A 14,949-nucleotide genomic window follows, 5' to 3' on the forward strand; every position below is an offset into this window, starting at 1 on the left:
CGCCATGTCCACGCCAGGCTCCGGCCCTCGAGACGACGACGCCGACGACACGACGCCGTACTGGGCGCGCGGTTCGTACGCTCCGAATTGGCGCGCCGGACGACCCGCCGCGGACGATGACACCCGCGGGTGGGACGAGACGACCGCGCGCGGTGACGCCCGCGAGCTGGACGAGACGCGCGAGCTCGCACGCGCGGCTGCATCGAATCGAGGCGACGAGACAGACGGCCCGGCGCCTGACGCCACCCAGGGCACGGCCGGAACGTCCGCATCCGACAACGCCCGACGCATGGCCGGTGGTGCACTCGCCGCGGGGCGCCTCGCCGGCCAGGGCGTGCGTGGTGCTGCTCGCCTGAGCGCGGGGGCGACGAAGGCGTCCCTGCGCGCCGCCCGGCGCGCGAGCAACGCCCAGGGCGCCGGCGAGAGCGGCCTGGGGCGCCTCATGGAGGTGCACGCGCTGTCGAACGCCGGGGACGCCGCCGTCACCGTCGGACTCGCCGGGACGCTGTTCATCTCCGCCCAGCCGGGGGAGGCGAAGAGCCACGTCGTGCTCTTCCTCGTGCTCACGATGCTGCCGTTCGCCATCGTCGCGCCCCTCGTCGGACCGCTGCTCGACCGCTATCGTCACGGTCGTCGGTGGGCGATGGGTGCGACGTTCGCGCTGCGCGGCTTCCTGTGCTGGGTGCTCGCCGACGCGATCGAACGCGACTCCGTCTGGCAGTTCCCCGCGGCGCTCGCCATCCTCGTCGCGAGCAAGGCCTACATCGTCACCCGATCATCGGCGACGCCGCGGTTGCTGCCCGACGGAATGACCCTCGTGCGCGCCAACAGCCGCATGAGCCTCGCGGGCGTCACGGGCGCGACGATCGGTGGCCCGCTCGCCGGTGGCGCGGCCGCGCTGTTCGGGGCGACGTGGGCGTTCCGCGCCGCGTTCCTGCTGTTCGTGTTCGGCACCATCCTCGCCATCCTGCTGCCGGCGAACATCGACTCCGACCGCCACGACGGTTCACTGCGCGCCCCGAAGCTGACGATGCCGCCCGCCGTCGTCGCTGCGCTGCGCACGAACACCGGGCTGCGCTGGGTCAGCGGCTTCCTCACGATGTTCATGGCGTTCCTCATGAAGACCCATCCGCTGCCCGGGTGGGAGGACAAGGTGACGACGCTGCTCGCCATCGTCGTCGGCGCCGCCGCCATCGGCAACGCGCTCGGTTCCGTTGCCGGAGCTGTCGTGCGCGCGCTCGCGCCGCGCGTCGTCATCCTCGCGTGCCTGCTCGCGGACACCGCGGCCGTCGTCGTCGCCGCGGTGCACTTCGATCTCATGACGGCCGTCATCGTCGGGCTCGTCGCCGGCCTCGGGCAGGCGCTCGGCAAACTGGCGCTCGACACGCTGATCCAGGACCATCTCGCCGAGGCCGTGCGCACCAGCGCCTTCGCGCGATCGGAGACGGTGCTGCAGCTCGCGTGGGTGCTCGGCGGCATCTTCGCCTGCATCATCCCGACCGACGCGACGATCGGCATGTACGCCGCCGCGGTCGTGCTGCTGACGTGGACCGCACTCGTCGTCGCATGGAACGCAGGGCGCGGTCCGCGCCTCACTTCTTGGGGCCGCGGCCCCCGAACATGATGTCGTCCCAGCTCGGCACGCTCGGACGCGAGCTCTTGCGGCTCTGACTCGCGCGCGGCGGCACCGCGGGCGAGGCGCCCTTCGAGGTGTCCTTCGACGACGCGTCCCTCGATGTGGTGTCGTTCTTCGTCGGCGCAGCTTCGCGGGTGTCGGTGCCGGAGGTTTCCTCGTGGGCCGCCGACGCGCTCATCTCGGCATCGTCGGAAGACTCGTTCTCGGCCTGTGCCGCTACCTCGTCGTCGAATTCCGCGGACGAGTCGGTCGCGACGTCATCGAACTCGTGTTCGCCGTCGTGCTCCGCGTCGATGGCATCGTCCTCGTAGACGTCGCCACCGTCGTGGTGGCCGGGCAGTTCGCCGAAGAGCGACTCGTCGTGCTCGTCGTCGTCATCGCGCAGTGCGCCACGCACAGATGCCTGTTCGACGCGGGCGCGCGGGCGGCGCGACTTGCGACGACGGGAGCCGCGCGCGGCCTTGCCGGACGCCTCGTCGACGTCTTCATGGCGCGGCGTCTCGCTGTTCGTGTCGTCACTCTGCGCGCCGGCGTGCGAGTCGTCGTCGCTCGCGCCGGTCACGCCCCGAGCGTCGGCACCAGAACCCGCGGCACTCGTCGTCACCGCATCGCTCGTGACGGCGCCGCCGTCACGACCCGACGAATCACGTTCGCCCCCAGCGGTATTCACGGGCGCCTCACGCGACTCGTCGCCGGATTCGCTGAGTTCTTCGGGACGCGGGTGAGAGGGCAGCGGCGGGGGAGTCGTGCCCACGTCGATGCGCTCGGTGCGTTCGGTCGGTGCCATCGACGCCGGCAACTGGGTGGCCCGTGACGTCGCCGACGTCGTGCCCGCGCCGCCGCTCGAACGCTGCGACGACGAGCGGCCACGGCCGCGGCTGGCCTGACGTGCGCGCATCGACGCGGTGAGGTCACCGGCGCCGGCGCGCGGGTCGGAGGGTGACAGGCGCGCACCGAGGTGCGGGTCCTGGGCGTCGGCGAGGCCACCTTCGGCCTCGACGTCGTAGACGGGCGCGTCACGGTGCGTGCGGGCGCCGCCCTTGCGGGCGGCGGCCTTCTGACGCTCCGGCGAGTCCTCGTCGGCCGCGGCGATCTCGTCGCCGCCGAGCCAGCGGGCCTCGTCGTCGACGGTGCGCAGCGCGCGGTTGACCGGGTCGAACAGCCACGTCGCCTCGCGCTGACGGCCGCCTGCGGGGAAACGCACGATGACGGTCCAGTGCGTGTCGTCGTTCTTCCAGCTGTCCCACACGACGCGCTCGGCCTCGACGCCGCGTTCGGCGAGACGGCGGTCGGCGCGCTCGCGAAGCGTCGTCGTCTCACCGCGACCGAACAGTTGCACCCTCTGGGCAAGTTCGGAGACGTAGTCGCGCTCGGCGCGGATCGGGCCCTCGTAGCGCTGCACCTTCTCGAGCGACCAGCCGGCGCGCTCGGCGATCTCCTCGAGCGGCACGCCGCCGCGGATGAGGCCCTGCACGTCGCGCGGACGCAGCGGGTTCTCCTGCTTGGCCTGGCCGTCGGCGCTGGCCGGCTCACGACGATCGCGCCGGATCGTCGTGCGCAACTCGTCGGTGATGGCGAGGGTGAAGCGCCCGCCGTCACTGTCGGCGAGCAGGAGGTTCGCCCCGTCTTCCGCGACCCCCACCAAACGCAATTCCTGCACGACGAACTCCATCCGTAACCAGACCTTGGGCGTTACCCTGCCATGCTCCCACGAACGATTCCGGGAGGCCGCCCCGCCCGCGATAGCGTGTCGCCTGCCATGGTGCTCACGCAAAGCCACTCGTTGCAGCTCGTCCTCGACCTCGTCGGCGTCTTCGTCTTCGCCCTGTCGGGCGGGCTCGTCGGGGTGCGCAAACGCCTCGACGTACTCGGCGTCATCGTCCTCGCCGGCATGTCAGGCCTCGGCGGCGGGGTGCTGCGCGACCTGCTCATCGGCCAGACGCCGCCCGTCGGCGTCAGCGACTGGCGCCTCATGGGCGTCTGCGTGCTCGCCGGCATCTGTGCGTTCGTCCTGCACCCCGAGGTGAGCCGCATCGCGCGCCTCGTGCGCATCCTCGACGCCGCGGGCCTCGCCCTGTTCTGCGTCGCCGGATCGATCAAGGCGCTGTCGTACGGGATGGGTGCGACGACGTCGATCTTCGTCGGCGTGCTGACGGCCGTCGGCGGCGGGCTCATGCGTGACGTCATCGTGGGCCAGGTCCCCGAGGTGCTGCGCCGCGAGTTGTACGCGGTGCCGGCGCTGCTCGGTTCGTCCCTCGTCGTCGTGGCCCACGAGAGCCACCACTACAGCGTGCCCGTACTGTGGTGCTGCGTCGTCATCGTCTTCGTGCTGCGCATCGTGGCCGTCATCCTCGACCTCAACGCGCCGCAGCCCCTTCGAACAGGAGATCGCCCATGACCGAAGCGAACGCCCTCGAGCCCTACGACGCGGTGCTGCTCGCGTCGTTCGGCGGCCCTGAGAAGGCCGACGAGATCATGCCGTTCCTGCGCCGCGTGACGGCCGGGCGCGGCATCCCCGACGAGCGGCTCGCCGACGTCGCGCACCACTACGAGATCATGGGTGGGCGCAGCCCCATCAACGATCAGAACCGTGCCCTCATCGCGGCGCTGCGCGCCGAGTTCGAGCGTCGCGGCATCACGACGCCGATCGTGTGGGGCAACCGCAACTCCGAACCGTTCCTCGCCGACACGCTGCGCGAGGCGTACGCCGACGGCGCGCGCCGCGTCGTCACGCTGACGACGAGCGCTTACTCCTCCTACAGTTCGTGCCGTCAGTACCGTGAGGATCTCGCGGCGGCCTCGCACGAGCTGTCCGAGGACGGCAGCGTCCCCGAGGGCGCCTTGAGCATCGACAAGGTGCGTCAGTTCGCGACGCACCCGAGCTTCGCGCGCACCAACACGCGCCTCGTGACGGACGCCCTGCGTGAGTTCGCGGGCGTGCCCGACGAGCAGGTGCAGGTCGTGTTCGTCACCCACTCGATCCCGCTCGCGATGGACGACACCTCCGGCCCCGGTGACGGCGACGGCAACCTGTACTGGCAGCAGCATGACGAGCTGGGCGCGGCGATCCTCTCGGAGGCCAACGCGACGCTGTCACGCGAGCTCGAAGGTGCGCTCGTGTACTGCTCGCGTTCGGGCCCGCCGTCGCAGCCGTGGCTCGAACCGGACATCAACGACCACCTCGAGAACCTCGCCGAGCGCGGTGTGACGCACGTCGTGGTCGCGCCGATCGGGTTCGTCTCCGACCACATGGAGGTCGCGTTCGACCTCGACACCGAGGCCGCCGAGACCGCCGAGCGCCTGGGGCTGACGATGCGTCGCGTGCCGACGGTCGGCGTCGACCCCGAGTTCGTCCATGGCCTCGTCGACCTGCTCGAGGAACGCGCCGCGGAGACACGCGGCGAATCGCCCGAGCACCCCGCGTGGCCCGGCGAGGCGCGACCCAGCGTCTGCGAACCCGGCTGCTGCCCCAACCTGCGCGCCGCGAAGCCGGCGCTGTGCGGCCGGGACTGACGCGGTGAGCGAACAGGCCGGCGGGCACGGCCTCGGCGCGCTGACGCACCTCGTGCCGGATGACGCGACGGTGCGCGTGTTGCGCGATCTCGCGTTCGACCTCGCGCGCGAGGCGGGCGAGCTCATCGTCGACGAACGCCCCGACGCGCTCGGCGTCGCCGACACGAAGTCGAGCGAGGTCGACGTCGTCACCGTCATGGACCGTCGCAGCGAAGAACTGCTGCGCGCGCGCATCGCCGCGGCGCGCCCCGACGACGCCATCCTCGGTGAGGAGGACGGAGCGAGCGCCGGCACGTCCGGGCTGACGTGGGTCATCGACCCGATCGACGGCACCGTCAACTACCTCTACGGCCACCCGTTCTACGCCGTCTCCGTCGCCGTGTGCGTCGGCGACACCGCCCGCGAGGGCGCGTGGCTGCCGGTCGCGGGCGCCGTCGCGGCTCCGGAGCTGGATCGCACGTACGTCGCGGGCCACGGCCAGGGCGCCGAGGTCGTCGACCGGGCGGGACGGCGACGCCCGCTCGCCGTCAGCGGGTGCAAGCGGCTCGAGCTTGCCCTCGTCGGCACCGGGTTCGGCTACGAGGCCGACAAACGCCGCGAGCAGGGGCAGATGCTCGCATCGCTGCTGCCGCGGGTGCGTGACGTGCGTCGCGCCGGCGCGGCCGCCATCGACCTGTGCTTCGTCGCCGAGGGCATTCTCGACGCGTACTACGAGTCGGGGATCAACGCCTGGGATCAGGCCGCAGGCCAGGTCATCGCAACCGAGGCGGGCGCTCTCATGAGCGGCATGCCCGGGCTACCCGCGGGTAAGACCATGGCCGTCGCGTCGACCCCGAAGATTCACGAGGCGCTTCGCGGTTGCCTTTTCCCCGCGGCGCGTTAGTATGCGGGCACAAAATGGCTCAGCCGCGCGTTACAGCGGGGAATCAAGTGATGGGGGCGCTTCGCCCACCCTCACGCACGTAGCGAAGAAAGAACACTGATGGCAACTGATTACGATGCCCCCCGCAAGAACGACGACGACGTCAACGAGGATTCGATCGAGGAGCTGAAGTCCCGGCGCACCGACAAGTCGTCCGGCAGCGTCGACGTCGACGAGACCGAGCACGCCGAAGGCTTCGAGCTGCCGGGAGCCGACCTGTCCGGCGAAGAGCTGTCCGTCCGAGTCCTGCCGCGTCAGGCCGACGAGTTCACCTGCAGCAAGTGCTTCCTCGTCCACCACCGCAGCCAGCTCGCCGAGGAAGACGGCGGCCTGCCGGTCTGCAGCGACTGCGCCTGAGGATGCGTGCCGCCGAAGCCCTGCACGTCGAGGTGCTCCAGCTCGACGCCGGTCTCGAGCCGCTCGCCTACGCCTACGACGGCGATGCGGGCGCCGACCTGCGTGCCCGCATCGGCCTGACGCTCGCGCCCGGCCACCGTGCGCTCGTCCCGACGGGCGTCGCGCTCGCACTGCCGCCTGGCTGGGCCGGTTTCGTGCACCCCCGCTCGGGGCTCGCGGCGCGCCACGGCATCACGGTGCTCAACGCACCGGGCGTCGTCGACTCGGGGTATCGCGGCGAGATCCAGGTCAACCTCATCAACACCGACGCGCGCGAGTCCTTCACGATCTCACGCGGCGATCGCATCGCCCAGCTCGTCATCCAGCGCGTCGAGCCCGTGGTGTTCGAGCACGTCGAATCGCTGACGAGCACGCAACGCGGTGAATCCGGCCACGGCTCCAGCGGTGGTTTCGACACGGGGCGCGCGCCCCAGCGAGAGGGAAAGTGAACATGGCCGTTTTCGGACGACGCAAGAAGGGCGCCGACGCGGCGCAGGACGCTGCGACGAGCGAAGAGGTCGAACCGACCACGCCCGCTGACGACGCTTCCACGGACGTTGATGACCTCGACGCCGGCGACCTCGATGCCGAGGCTGTCGACCTCGACGAGCCGAGCGCCGAGGACGACGAGGCTGCGCGCCGACGCCGTTCGAAGCTGCGTCCGCGGGAGGAGGTCGACCTGAGCGACGGCCCCTTCGACTCCGCCTCGGCCCCGACGCGCGATGAGATGGACTTCGGTTCGCTGCGCCTCGTGCCGACCGCGGACATCGAGTTGCGCCTCGACGTCGACGAGACGTCCCAGACCCTCACGGGCATGACGGCCGTCTTCGGCGAGGCCGGCACGTCTGCGGTGCAGCTGCAGGTGTTCGCCGCGCCCAAGACGACGGGCGTCTGGTACGGCATCCGGCGCGAGATCGCCGAGGCGATCGTCGCCGGCGGAGGCACGGCCGAGGAGGTCGACGGACCGCTCGGCACGGAACTGCACGTGCGGATGCCCAGCCAGGGACCCGACGGACGCACGACGTTCTCGCCGGCTCGTTTCGTCGGCGTCGACGGCCCGCGCTGGTTCCTGCGCGCCGTCTTCTCCGGTGACGCAGCCACTGACGACGAGGCCGCAGCCCGCGCGATGGAGTTCGTCCGCACCGTCGTCGTGCACCGTGGTTCCGACCCGCGCGCCCCGCGCGAACTGCTCGAACTGACGTTGCCGCCCGAGCTCATGGCGCAGGCTCAGGCGAGCGCGCAGGAGCACGAACAGCACACCGACGCCTCCACCGTCGGCCCCCTCGAGCGCGGCCCGGAGATCACGGAGACCCGCTGATGCGTCCGTGGCTCGCGCGCCGCGTCGCGCCCACCGGGTTGCGACGCCGCGTCGAGCGCCGGCGAGGCTCGCACCGCCTCGACTCGCCACCGGAACGCGAACCGGCGTCGATGCCGGGCCTCGCGCCGGTGCGCACACCGCGCGTCGTCGAGGGCGTCATCGCCTCCGTCGACGAGCGAGCCGCGGACGGTCACGTGCCCGCCGTCGTCGCCCAGGTCCGCGAGGCGGACGGCGACGAGGTCGCGCTCGTGTGGTTGGGGCGACGCCACATCGGCGGCATCGAGCCCGGTGTCGTCGTGCGGGCGCGCGGTCTCGCCGCGACGCACCGCACCCGGCCTGCCATCTTCAACCCCGCGTACGAACTGGTGCCGAGCCCACGCACCGAGGAGCAGCCGTGAACGCACCGAACACCGTCGAGGCCGTCATCCGCGAGCGGTTGTCGACCGCGATGGGCGGCTGGCGCGGTTCCTGTGAGGCCGCGCTGCCGACCGTCGCCTTCGTCATCGTGTGGACGGCGACGAAGAACCTCAACGCCGCGTTGCTGGCCGCCGGCGCCGTTCTCGTCCTCGCCGCGCTACTGCGTCTCGTGCAGCGTCAGACGCTGAGGTTCGTGCTCATGGCGGCGTTCGCGACGGCCCTCGCGGCGTTCCTCGCGAAGCGCTCCGGGCACGCCTCCGACGTGTTCCTGCCTGGGCTCATCCAGGGCGGCGTCATGCTCGCGATCAGCGTGCTGTCGATCGCCGTGCGCTGGCCGCTCGTGGGCTTCATCGTCGCGGGCGGCGACCCGAACCTCAAGGACGACCCGACGGCATGGCAGCGCAGCCACTCGATGGTGCGCGTCTGCACGCGCCTGACGTGGGTGTTCGCAGCGCTGTTCGCCATCCGTCTCGCCGTCATGGTGCCGCTGTACCTCGCCGACGACGTCACCGCGCTCGGCGTCTGCAAGATCGTGCTCGGTTGGCCGCTGTACCTCGCGGCGCTCGGGCTCATGGTGTTGTTGCTCGTCAAGGGTGAGACGCCGCTCGAGTCGCACGACCCGCTGCTGCACGACGACCCCGAGGGCCACGAGCGCCTTGAACACGCCGAGCACGTCGAAGACATCGCCCGTGAGGAGAACCTCGGGCGCGGGAGGAACATCCGGCCCGCCGAGGTCGACGAGGGTCGCTGACGAACGTCGCTGCCGCGAGCCCGGAGCGGCCTCAGGCCTGCGGGCCGGAGTGCACCGTCGAGATCTCCTCGGGGCGCCGGCCCGTCAGCGTCGCCGCGAGCTCGCGCTCGGCCGACGGGGTCGCGAGGAACAGCAGTTCGTCGAGGGCATGCAGGGTGTCGTGGGGGCTCGGTGCGATGGGCAGCTGGTCGCGGATGATGCCGACGAGCACGCAGTCGGCGGGCAGGTGCACCTCGTCGACGCGGCTGCCGACGAACGGCGCGTGAGCGGGCAGCGTCAGCTCGACCATCGTCGCTTTGCCCTGCTGGAACTCGAACAGGCGCACGAGGTCACCGACGCTGACGGCCTCCTCGACGAGCGCCGTCATGAGCCGCGGCGTCGAGACGGCGACGTCGACGCCCCAGCCGTCGTCGAACATCCACTCGTTCTTCGGGTTGTTGACGCGTGCGACGGTGCGCGGCACGCCGAACTCGGTCTTGGCGAGCAGAGAGACGACGAGATTGACCTTGTCGTCACCGGTCGCGCAGACCACGACGTCGGCTGCCTCGAGCTGGGCCTCGTGCAGCGTCGTGACCTCGCACGCGTCGGCGAGCAGCCAGGTGGCCTCCGGAATCGACTGCACGCGGGACTCGCGAGCGTACTTGTCGATGAGTAGCACCTGGTGGTCGTTGAGCAGTAGTTCGCGGGCGATGGAACGTCCGACGCTGCCTGCTCCGACGAGGACGACGCGCATGCTGGGCCTTTCGGTTCGGATCGGACGGGCGGCGGGTCGACTCAGGGCCGGCGGGTCGTCGGGTTGGACGCTTCTGCATGTCCGGAGGACGCGGTTCCTGACGACGCAGGGCGCACACCCGTGATGCTCGACGGCGGTGCCGCGAGCACGGCCTCGACACGCTCGACGTCGCGGGTGGCGAGGACGAGATGCACGGTGTCGCCGTCCTGATGCACGAGATCCTCGCGCGGAAGCAGCGCCGTGCCGGTGCGCGCGACGTACGCGACGCGCGTGCCCGTCGCGGCTTCGAGGTCGCGGTAGCGGGTGCCGATCCACGCGGCGTCCACGGGCATGTCGACGATGCTGACGCTGCCCGTACGGTCCTGGTGGACCGTGACGGCCTGCTGCGGTACGAGCCGCCGCATCACCTGGTCGGCGGCCCAGCGCACCGTCGCGACGGTCGGGATGCCGAGGCGCTCGTAGATCTCGGCGCGGCCCGGGTCGTAGATACGGGCGACGACGTGGTCGACGCCGTACGTCTCGCGCGCGACGCGTGCGGCGAGGATGTTCGAGTTGTCGCCGCTGGACACGGCGGCGAACGCATACGCCTGCTCGATGCCCGCGGCGACGAGGGTGTCGCGGTCGAAACCGATGCCGACGACACGCCTGCCCTCGAACGAGCTCGGCAGGCGACGGAACGCCGCCTCGTCGCGGTCGACGACGGCGACGGAGTGGCCGGCGTCCTGGAGGTTGCGCGCGAGGTAGGAGCCGACGCGACCGCAACCCATGATGACGTAGTGCACGCTTCGACCTTATCGAAGCCGTGTCCATCCGAGCCAAGCCCACCTTCGTTGCGTTTCGCGGCGACGACAGGAACCCTGGGGCGTATGGCAACCTCTCGCACCGCACCCGGGCGCCGCAGCGCGCAGAACCGTCGACGCACCCGCAAGGGCACTGCGATGGAGGGGCAGCGCCTCGAGCTCGACGTCGAGAACGTCGCGCACGGTGGTCACTGCGTCGCGCGTCACGACGGGCGCGTCGTGTTCGTGCGTCACGCGCTGCCGGGGGAGCGCGTCGTCGCGCGCATCACGGACGGCACGAGCGAGTCCAAGTTCCTGCGCGCCGACGCCATCGAGATCCTCGGCGCCTCACCGGATCGGGTGACGCCGCCGTGCTCGTTCTCCGGGCCGGGCCTGTGTGGGGGCTGCGACTGGCAGCACGCGAGTCTCGACGCGCAGCGCCGCCTCAAGGCCGACGTCGTGCGCGAACAGCTCGCCCGCATCGCGAAGCTCGATGTCGACGCACGCTTCCCCGACTTCACCGTCGAGGCCCTGCACGGTGACGGCCCGATAGCCGAAGGTCTGCGCTGGCGCACCCGCCTGGAACTCGCCGTCGACGGTGGCGTGGCCGGACTGCGTGAGCACCGCTCGCACCGCCTCGTCGAGATCGACGACTGCCTCATCGCTGATGCCGGGTTCACGCCCGCCCTGCACGAACGCTTCGACGCCGGCGTCACCGGGTTCGACCTGGTGCGCCCGAGTGTCGGCGACGACATCATCGGCATCGAACTGCCTCAGCCGAAGGGTGAGATGACGCCGACCGTCCGCGAGGTCGTCGAATCGGCGCACGGCAGTGCGGAGTTCGACGTCAGTGCCCGCGGTTTCTGGCAGGTGCACCCGGGCGCCGCGGCGACGTTCCTCGACGCCGTCATCGACGAGACCGACCCGCAGCCGGGGGAGAGCGCCCTCGATCTGTACTGCGGTGTCGGCCTGTTCACGCGGGCGCTCGCCGACCTCGTCGGGCCTGACGGGCGCGTCGTCGGTGTCGAAGCCGACGCGGACGCAGTCGACCACGCGCGCACCAACATGGGCGGTGCGCGCCACGTCGACCTCGTCACCTCACCCGTGGAGAAGGCGCGCCTGCCGCTGGAGCGCGCCGACGTCGTCGTCCTCGACCCGCCGCGCGCCGGTGCCGGACGCGATGTCGTCGCGACGATCGTCGGCCTTACACCGCGCGTCGTCACGTACGTGGCGTGCGACCCGGCGGCGCTCGCGCGCGACCTCGGCTACTTCGTGTCGCACGGGTACGAGCTGACGAACCTGCGCGGCTTCGACGCGTTCCCGATGACGCAGCACGTCGAGTGCATCGCGACGCTGCGTCCGCGGGGTTGATCGTCAGCCGTTCTTCGGCGCGCACGCAGTGAGCAGGAACAGGCGCGACCAAGTGTGCGCACGGGCAGACAGGCGCGTCGGATCGGCCTACGATCGATCGTGAGAGCGGCGTCACGACGGGGCTGTCTAAGTTAGGCATGCCTTTGCTGAGGCCAGTTCCCGGCGTGTGATTTGATTATCTTGACGTCAAGATAAATGACGCGGGATGCGTGCCCGAGGGGTGCGTGCCCAGGCAACAGACGAAGGAGTCGGCGTGAGTCAGAGCACGGACAGCTTCGGAGCAAAGGGCAGCCTTGAGGTTGGCTCGAACAGCTACGAGATCTACCGCATCAACACGGTCGAGGGCAGCAAGAACCTCCCGTACAGCCTCAAGGTTCTCCTCGAGAACCTGCTGCGCACCGAGGACGGCGCGAACGTCACGAAGGAGCAGATCGCTGCTCTGGGCAACTGGGACGAGAACGCCGACCCCGACACCGAGATCCAGTTCACGCCGGCGCGCGTGATCATGCAGGACTTCACCGGTGTTCCCTGTGTCGTCGACCTCGCCACGATGCGTGAGGCCGTCGGCGACCTCGGCGGCGACCCGGCGAAGATCAACCCCCTCGCCCCGGCCGAGATGGTCATCGACCACTCCGTCATCATCGAGGACTTCGGCAACCCGCAGGCGTTTGAGAAGAACATCGAGATCGAGTACCAGCGCAACGAGGAGCGATACCAGTTCCTGCGATGGGGCCAGACGGCGTTCAACGAGTTCGCGGTCGTCCCGCCGGACACGGGCATCGTCCACCAGGTCAACATCGAGCGCCTCGCCCGCACCGTCATGGTGCGCGAGGGCAAGGCCTACCCCGACAGCTGCGTCGGCACCGACTCGCACACGACGATGGTCAACGGCCTCGGCGTGCTCGGCTGGGGCGTCGGCGGCATCGAGGCCGAGGCGGCCATGCTCGGCCAGCCCGTCTCCATGCTCATCCCGCGCGTCGTCGGCTTCAAGCTGATGGGCTCGACGAAGCCGGGCGTCACAGCCACGGACGTCGTCCTCACGATCACCGAGATGCTGCGCAAGCACGGCGTCGTCGGCAAGTTCGTCGAGTTCTACGGCGACGGTGTCGCCGAGGTTCCGCTCGCCAACCGCGCGACGATCGGCAACATGAGCCCCGAGTTCGGTTCGACGTGTGCGATCTTCCCGATCGACGACGTCACGCTCGACTACCTGCGCCTGACGGGCCGTGACGACGAGCAGGTCGCTCTCGTCGAGGCCTACGCCAAGGAGCAGGGCCTGTGGCACGACCCGAGCAACGAGCCCCGCTTCTCCGAATACCTCGAGCTCGACCTCGGCGATGTCGTCCCGTCGATCGCCGGCCCGAAGCGCCCGCAGGACCGAATCATCCTGTCCGAGTCGAAGAAGACGTTCCGTGAGCAGCTGCCGAGCTACACCTCGGGTGTCGAGGGCAACGGCGTCGAGGGCACGACGTTCCCGGCCTCCGACCCGATGCAGCCGGGCAGCGACGAGCAGGCCGACAACTCCACGCCCGTCACGCCCGTCGAGGCCGCGGTGCCGTCGGCCGAGGGCCGTGTCTCGAAGCCGGTCGAGGTGAAGATGAACGACGGTCGCTCGTTCACGCTCGACCACGGTCACGTGGCGATCGCCTCGATCACGTCGTGCACGAACACGTCGAACCCGTCGGTCATGATGGCCGCCGGTCTGCTCGCGAAGAAGGCCGCCGACAAGGGTCTGACGCGCAAGCCGTGGGTCAAGACGTCGATGGCGCCCGGCTCGAAGGTCGTCACCGCGTACTACGACGCCGCCGGTCTGTGGGAGAGCCTCGAGAAGGTCGGCTTCTACCTCGTCGGTTACGGCTGCGCGACCTGCATCGGTAACTCGGGTCCGCTCGAGCAGGAGATCTCGGACGCGATCAACGCGAACGACATCACCGCGACGGCCGTCCTGTCGGGTAACCGCAACTTTGAGGGCCGCATCAGCCCCGACGTCAAGATGAACTACCTCGCCTCCCCGCCGCTCGTCATCGCCTACGCGCTGGCAGGCACGATGGACTTCGACTTCGAGAACGACGCCATCGGCAAGGACAACGACGGCAACGATGTGTTCCTCAAGGACATCTGGCCGTCCGCCGAGGAGGTCGACGCTGCGATCAAGGGCGCGATCAAGAAGGACCTGTTCACGAAGGAGTACGCCGACGTCTTCGCCGGTGACGAGCGTTGGCAGAGCCTGCAGACGCCCGAGGGCAAGACCTTCGCCTGGGACGAGAAGTCGACGTACGTGCGCAAGCCGAACTACTTCGACGGCATGAAGATGGAGACGACGCCGGTCACCGACATCAAGGGCGCTCGCGTGCTCGCGAAGCTCGGCGACTCCGTCACGACCGACCACATCAGCCCCGCCGGCAACATCAAGGCCGACAGCCCGGCGGGCAAGTACCTCGCCGAGCGTGGTGTCGAGCGCAAGGACTTCAACTCCTACGGCTCGCGTCGCGGCAACCACGAGGTCATGGTGCGCGGTACGTTCGCGAACATCCGTCTGAAGAACCAGCTCCTCGACGGCGTCGAGGGCGGCTTCACGCGCAACTTCCTCAACGGTGGTGAGCAGACGACGATCTTTGAGGCGTCCGAGGCCTACCAGGAGGCCGGCGTTCCGCTCGTCGTCCTCGGTGGCAAGGAGTACGGCTCGGGTAGCTCGCGCGACTGGGCTGCCAAGGGCACGCGTCTGCTCGGCGTCAAGGCCGTCATCGCCGAGTCGTTCGAGCGCATCCACCGCTCGAACCTCATCGGCATGGGTGTGCTGCCGCTGCAGTTCCCTGCCGGCAAGACCGCGGACGACCTGGGCCTCGACGGCACCGAGACGTTCGAGATCACCGGCATCGAGGCGCTCAACGAGGGCACGACGCCGAAGACGGTCAAGGTCGTCGCGTCGAAGGACGGCGACGAGCCGATCGAGTTCGACGCGGTCGTTCGCATCGACACCCCCGGTGAGGCCGACTACTACCGCAACGACGGCATCCTGCAGTACGTGCTGCGCAACCTGGTGAAGAACGCCGCCTGAGCGATCTCACCCACCAGCACGAGCGACGCGGCCCGGTTCCCCTTCGGGGAGCCGG

Annotated in this window: 14 protein-coding genes; 11 read left to right on the plus strand and 3 right to left on the minus strand. The window is 70.1% G+C overall.

The features are described 5' to 3' along the window. Window positions 1–4: 4 nt before the first annotated feature. The gene (locus EDC82_RS06060) at window positions 5–1,624 is read left to right on the plus strand and encodes an MFS transporter (RefSeq protein WP_006946905.1); all 1,620 of its coding nucleotides are present in this window, start codon (window positions 5–7) and stop codon (window positions 1,622–1,624) included. Here the strand turns inward: EDC82_RS06060 and sepH are convergent. Further along, window positions 1,593–3,308, minus strand: a complete 1,716-nt coding sequence (gene sepH / locus EDC82_RS06065; RefSeq protein WP_131940872.1) for a septation protein SepH — start codon at window positions 3,306–3,308, stop codon at window positions 1,593–1,595. The genes EDC82_RS06060 and sepH overlap by 32 nt on opposite strands. An 87-nt stretch (window positions 3,309–3,395) precedes the next feature. On the opposite strand from sepH, the gene EDC82_RS06070 reads away from it, so the two are divergent. The 8 genes from EDC82_RS06070 (at window position 3,396) to EDC82_RS06105 (ending at window position 8,953) form a co-directional block, all read left to right on the plus strand. Beyond that, window positions 3,396–4,034, plus strand: a complete 639-nt coding sequence (locus EDC82_RS06070; RefSeq protein ID WP_006945303.1) for a trimeric intracellular cation channel family protein — start codon at window positions 3,396–3,398, stop codon at window positions 4,032–4,034. Beyond that, window positions 4,031–5,149, plus strand: coding sequence for a ferrochelatase (locus EDC82_RS06075; RefSeq protein ID WP_074039178.1), 1,119 nt, complete (start codon window positions 4,031–4,033; stop codon window positions 5,147–5,149). Before EDC82_RS06070 ends, EDC82_RS06075 begins: the two co-directional genes overlap by 4 nt. A gap of 4 nt (window positions 5,150–5,153) precedes the next feature. Continuing rightward, a complete protein-coding gene (locus EDC82_RS06080; protein WP_115296314.1) occupies window positions 5,154–6,032 on the plus strand; it encodes an inositol monophosphatase family protein in 879 nt (292 codons plus the stop codon). A 99-nt stretch (window positions 6,033–6,131) separates the two neighbouring features. After that, window positions 6,132–6,428: a DUF4193 domain-containing protein gene (locus EDC82_RS06085; RefSeq protein WP_006945221.1), complete on the plus strand. Its 297-nt coding sequence runs from the start codon at window positions 6,132–6,134 to the stop codon at window positions 6,426–6,428. Window positions 6,429–6,430: 2 nt separating this feature from the next. Beyond that, window positions 6,431–6,916, plus strand: a complete 486-nt coding sequence (dut, locus tag EDC82_RS06090; protein WP_038567848.1) for a dUTP diphosphatase — start codon at window positions 6,431–6,433, stop codon at window positions 6,914–6,916. Between the two features lie 2 nt (window positions 6,917–6,918). Continuing rightward, window positions 6,919–7,785, plus strand: a complete 867-nt coding sequence (locus EDC82_RS06095) for a DUF3710 domain-containing protein (protein WP_131940874.1) — start codon at window positions 6,919–6,921, stop codon at window positions 7,783–7,785. After that, window positions 7,785–8,183, plus strand: coding sequence for an OB-fold nucleic acid binding domain-containing protein (locus EDC82_RS06100; protein WP_051805820.1), 399 nt, complete (start codon window positions 7,785–7,787; stop codon window positions 8,181–8,183). Before EDC82_RS06095 ends, EDC82_RS06100 begins: the two co-directional genes overlap by 1 nt. Then, entirely contained in the window at window positions 8,180–8,953 is a 774-nt protein-coding gene (locus EDC82_RS06105) for a DUF3159 domain-containing protein (protein ID WP_062255867.1), read from the plus strand. Before EDC82_RS06100 ends, EDC82_RS06105 begins: the two co-directional genes overlap by 4 nt. A gap of 31 nt (window positions 8,954–8,984) precedes the next feature. On the opposite strand, the gene EDC82_RS06110 is transcribed toward EDC82_RS06105, so the two are convergent. Both EDC82_RS06110 and EDC82_RS06115 read right to left on the minus strand, forming a co-directional pair. Further along, complete coding sequence (locus tag EDC82_RS06110) at window positions 8,985–9,686, minus strand: TrkA family potassium uptake protein (RefSeq protein ID WP_062255865.1); 702 nt, start codon at window positions 9,684–9,686, stop codon at window positions 8,985–8,987. A gap of 41 nt (window positions 9,687–9,727) precedes the next feature. Continuing rightward, window positions 9,728–10,468: a TrkA family potassium uptake protein gene (locus EDC82_RS06115; protein ID WP_006945206.1), complete on the minus strand. Its 741-nt coding sequence runs from the start codon at window positions 10,466–10,468 to the stop codon at window positions 9,728–9,730. Window positions 10,469–10,552: 84 nt separating this feature from the next. Here EDC82_RS06115 and EDC82_RS06120 point away from each other — a divergent pair, with 84 nt between their 5' ends. Both EDC82_RS06120 and acnA read left to right on the plus strand, forming a co-directional pair. After that, on the plus strand, window positions 10,553–11,836 hold the full coding sequence (locus EDC82_RS06120; RefSeq protein WP_131940876.1) for a class I SAM-dependent RNA methyltransferase: 1,284 nt from the start codon (window positions 10,553–10,555) through the stop codon (window positions 11,834–11,836). Between the two features lie 205 nt (window positions 11,837–12,041). Then, on the plus strand, window positions 12,042–14,894 hold the full coding sequence (gene acnA / locus EDC82_RS06125) for an aconitate hydratase AcnA (RefSeq protein ID WP_186316809.1): 2,853 nt from the start codon (window positions 12,042–12,044) through the stop codon (window positions 14,892–14,894). The last annotated feature ends 55 nt before the right edge of the window (window positions 14,895–14,949 follow it).

Source organism: Dermacoccus sp. SAI-028, assembly GCF_004346775.1.
Classification (GTDB): Bacteria; Actinomycetota; Actinomycetes; order Actinomycetales; family Dermatophilaceae; genus Dermacoccus; species Dermacoccus nishinomiyaensis.

Excerpts from the sequence above, each read along its gene's own strand:
- EDC82_RS06060 (WP_006946905.1), top strand. The coding sequence starts at position 5 with ATGTCCACGCCAGGCTCCGGCCCTCGAGACGACGACGCCGACGACACG.
- EDC82_RS06075 (WP_074039178.1), top strand. The coding sequence starts at position 4,031 with ATGACCGAAGCGAACGCCCTCGAGCCCTACGACGCGGTGCTGCTCGCG.
- EDC82_RS06100 (WP_051805820.1), top strand. The coding sequence starts at position 7,785 with ATGCGTCCGTGGCTCGCGCGCCGCGTCGCGCCCACCGGGTTGCGACGC.
- EDC82_RS06110 (WP_062255865.1), bottom strand. The coding sequence starts at position 9,686 with ATGCGCGTCGTCCTCGTCGGAGCAGGCAGCGTCGGACGTTCCATCGCC.
- EDC82_RS06070 (WP_006945303.1), top strand. The coding sequence starts at position 3,396 with ATGGTGCTCACGCAAAGCCACTCGTTGCAGCTCGTCCTCGACCTCGTC.
- EDC82_RS06120 (WP_131940876.1), top strand. The coding sequence starts at position 10,553 with ATGGCAACCTCTCGCACCGCACCCGGGCGCCGCAGCGCGCAGAACCGT.
- EDC82_RS06095 (WP_131940874.1), top strand. The coding sequence starts at position 6,919 with ATGGCCGTTTTCGGACGACGCAAGAAGGGCGCCGACGCGGCGCAGGAC.
- acnA (WP_186316809.1), top strand. The coding sequence starts at position 12,042 with ATGCGTGCCCGAGGGGTGCGTGCCCAGGCAACAGACGAAGGAGTCGGC.
- EDC82_RS06085 (WP_006945221.1), top strand. The coding sequence starts at position 6,132 with ATGGCAACTGATTACGATGCCCCCCGCAAGAACGACGACGACGTCAAC.
- sepH (WP_131940872.1), bottom strand. The coding sequence starts at position 3,308 with ATGGAGTTCGTCGTGCAGGAATTGCGTTTGGTGGGGGTCGCGGAAGAC.
- dut (WP_038567848.1), top strand. The coding sequence starts at position 6,431 with ATGCGTGCCGCCGAAGCCCTGCACGTCGAGGTGCTCCAGCTCGACGCC.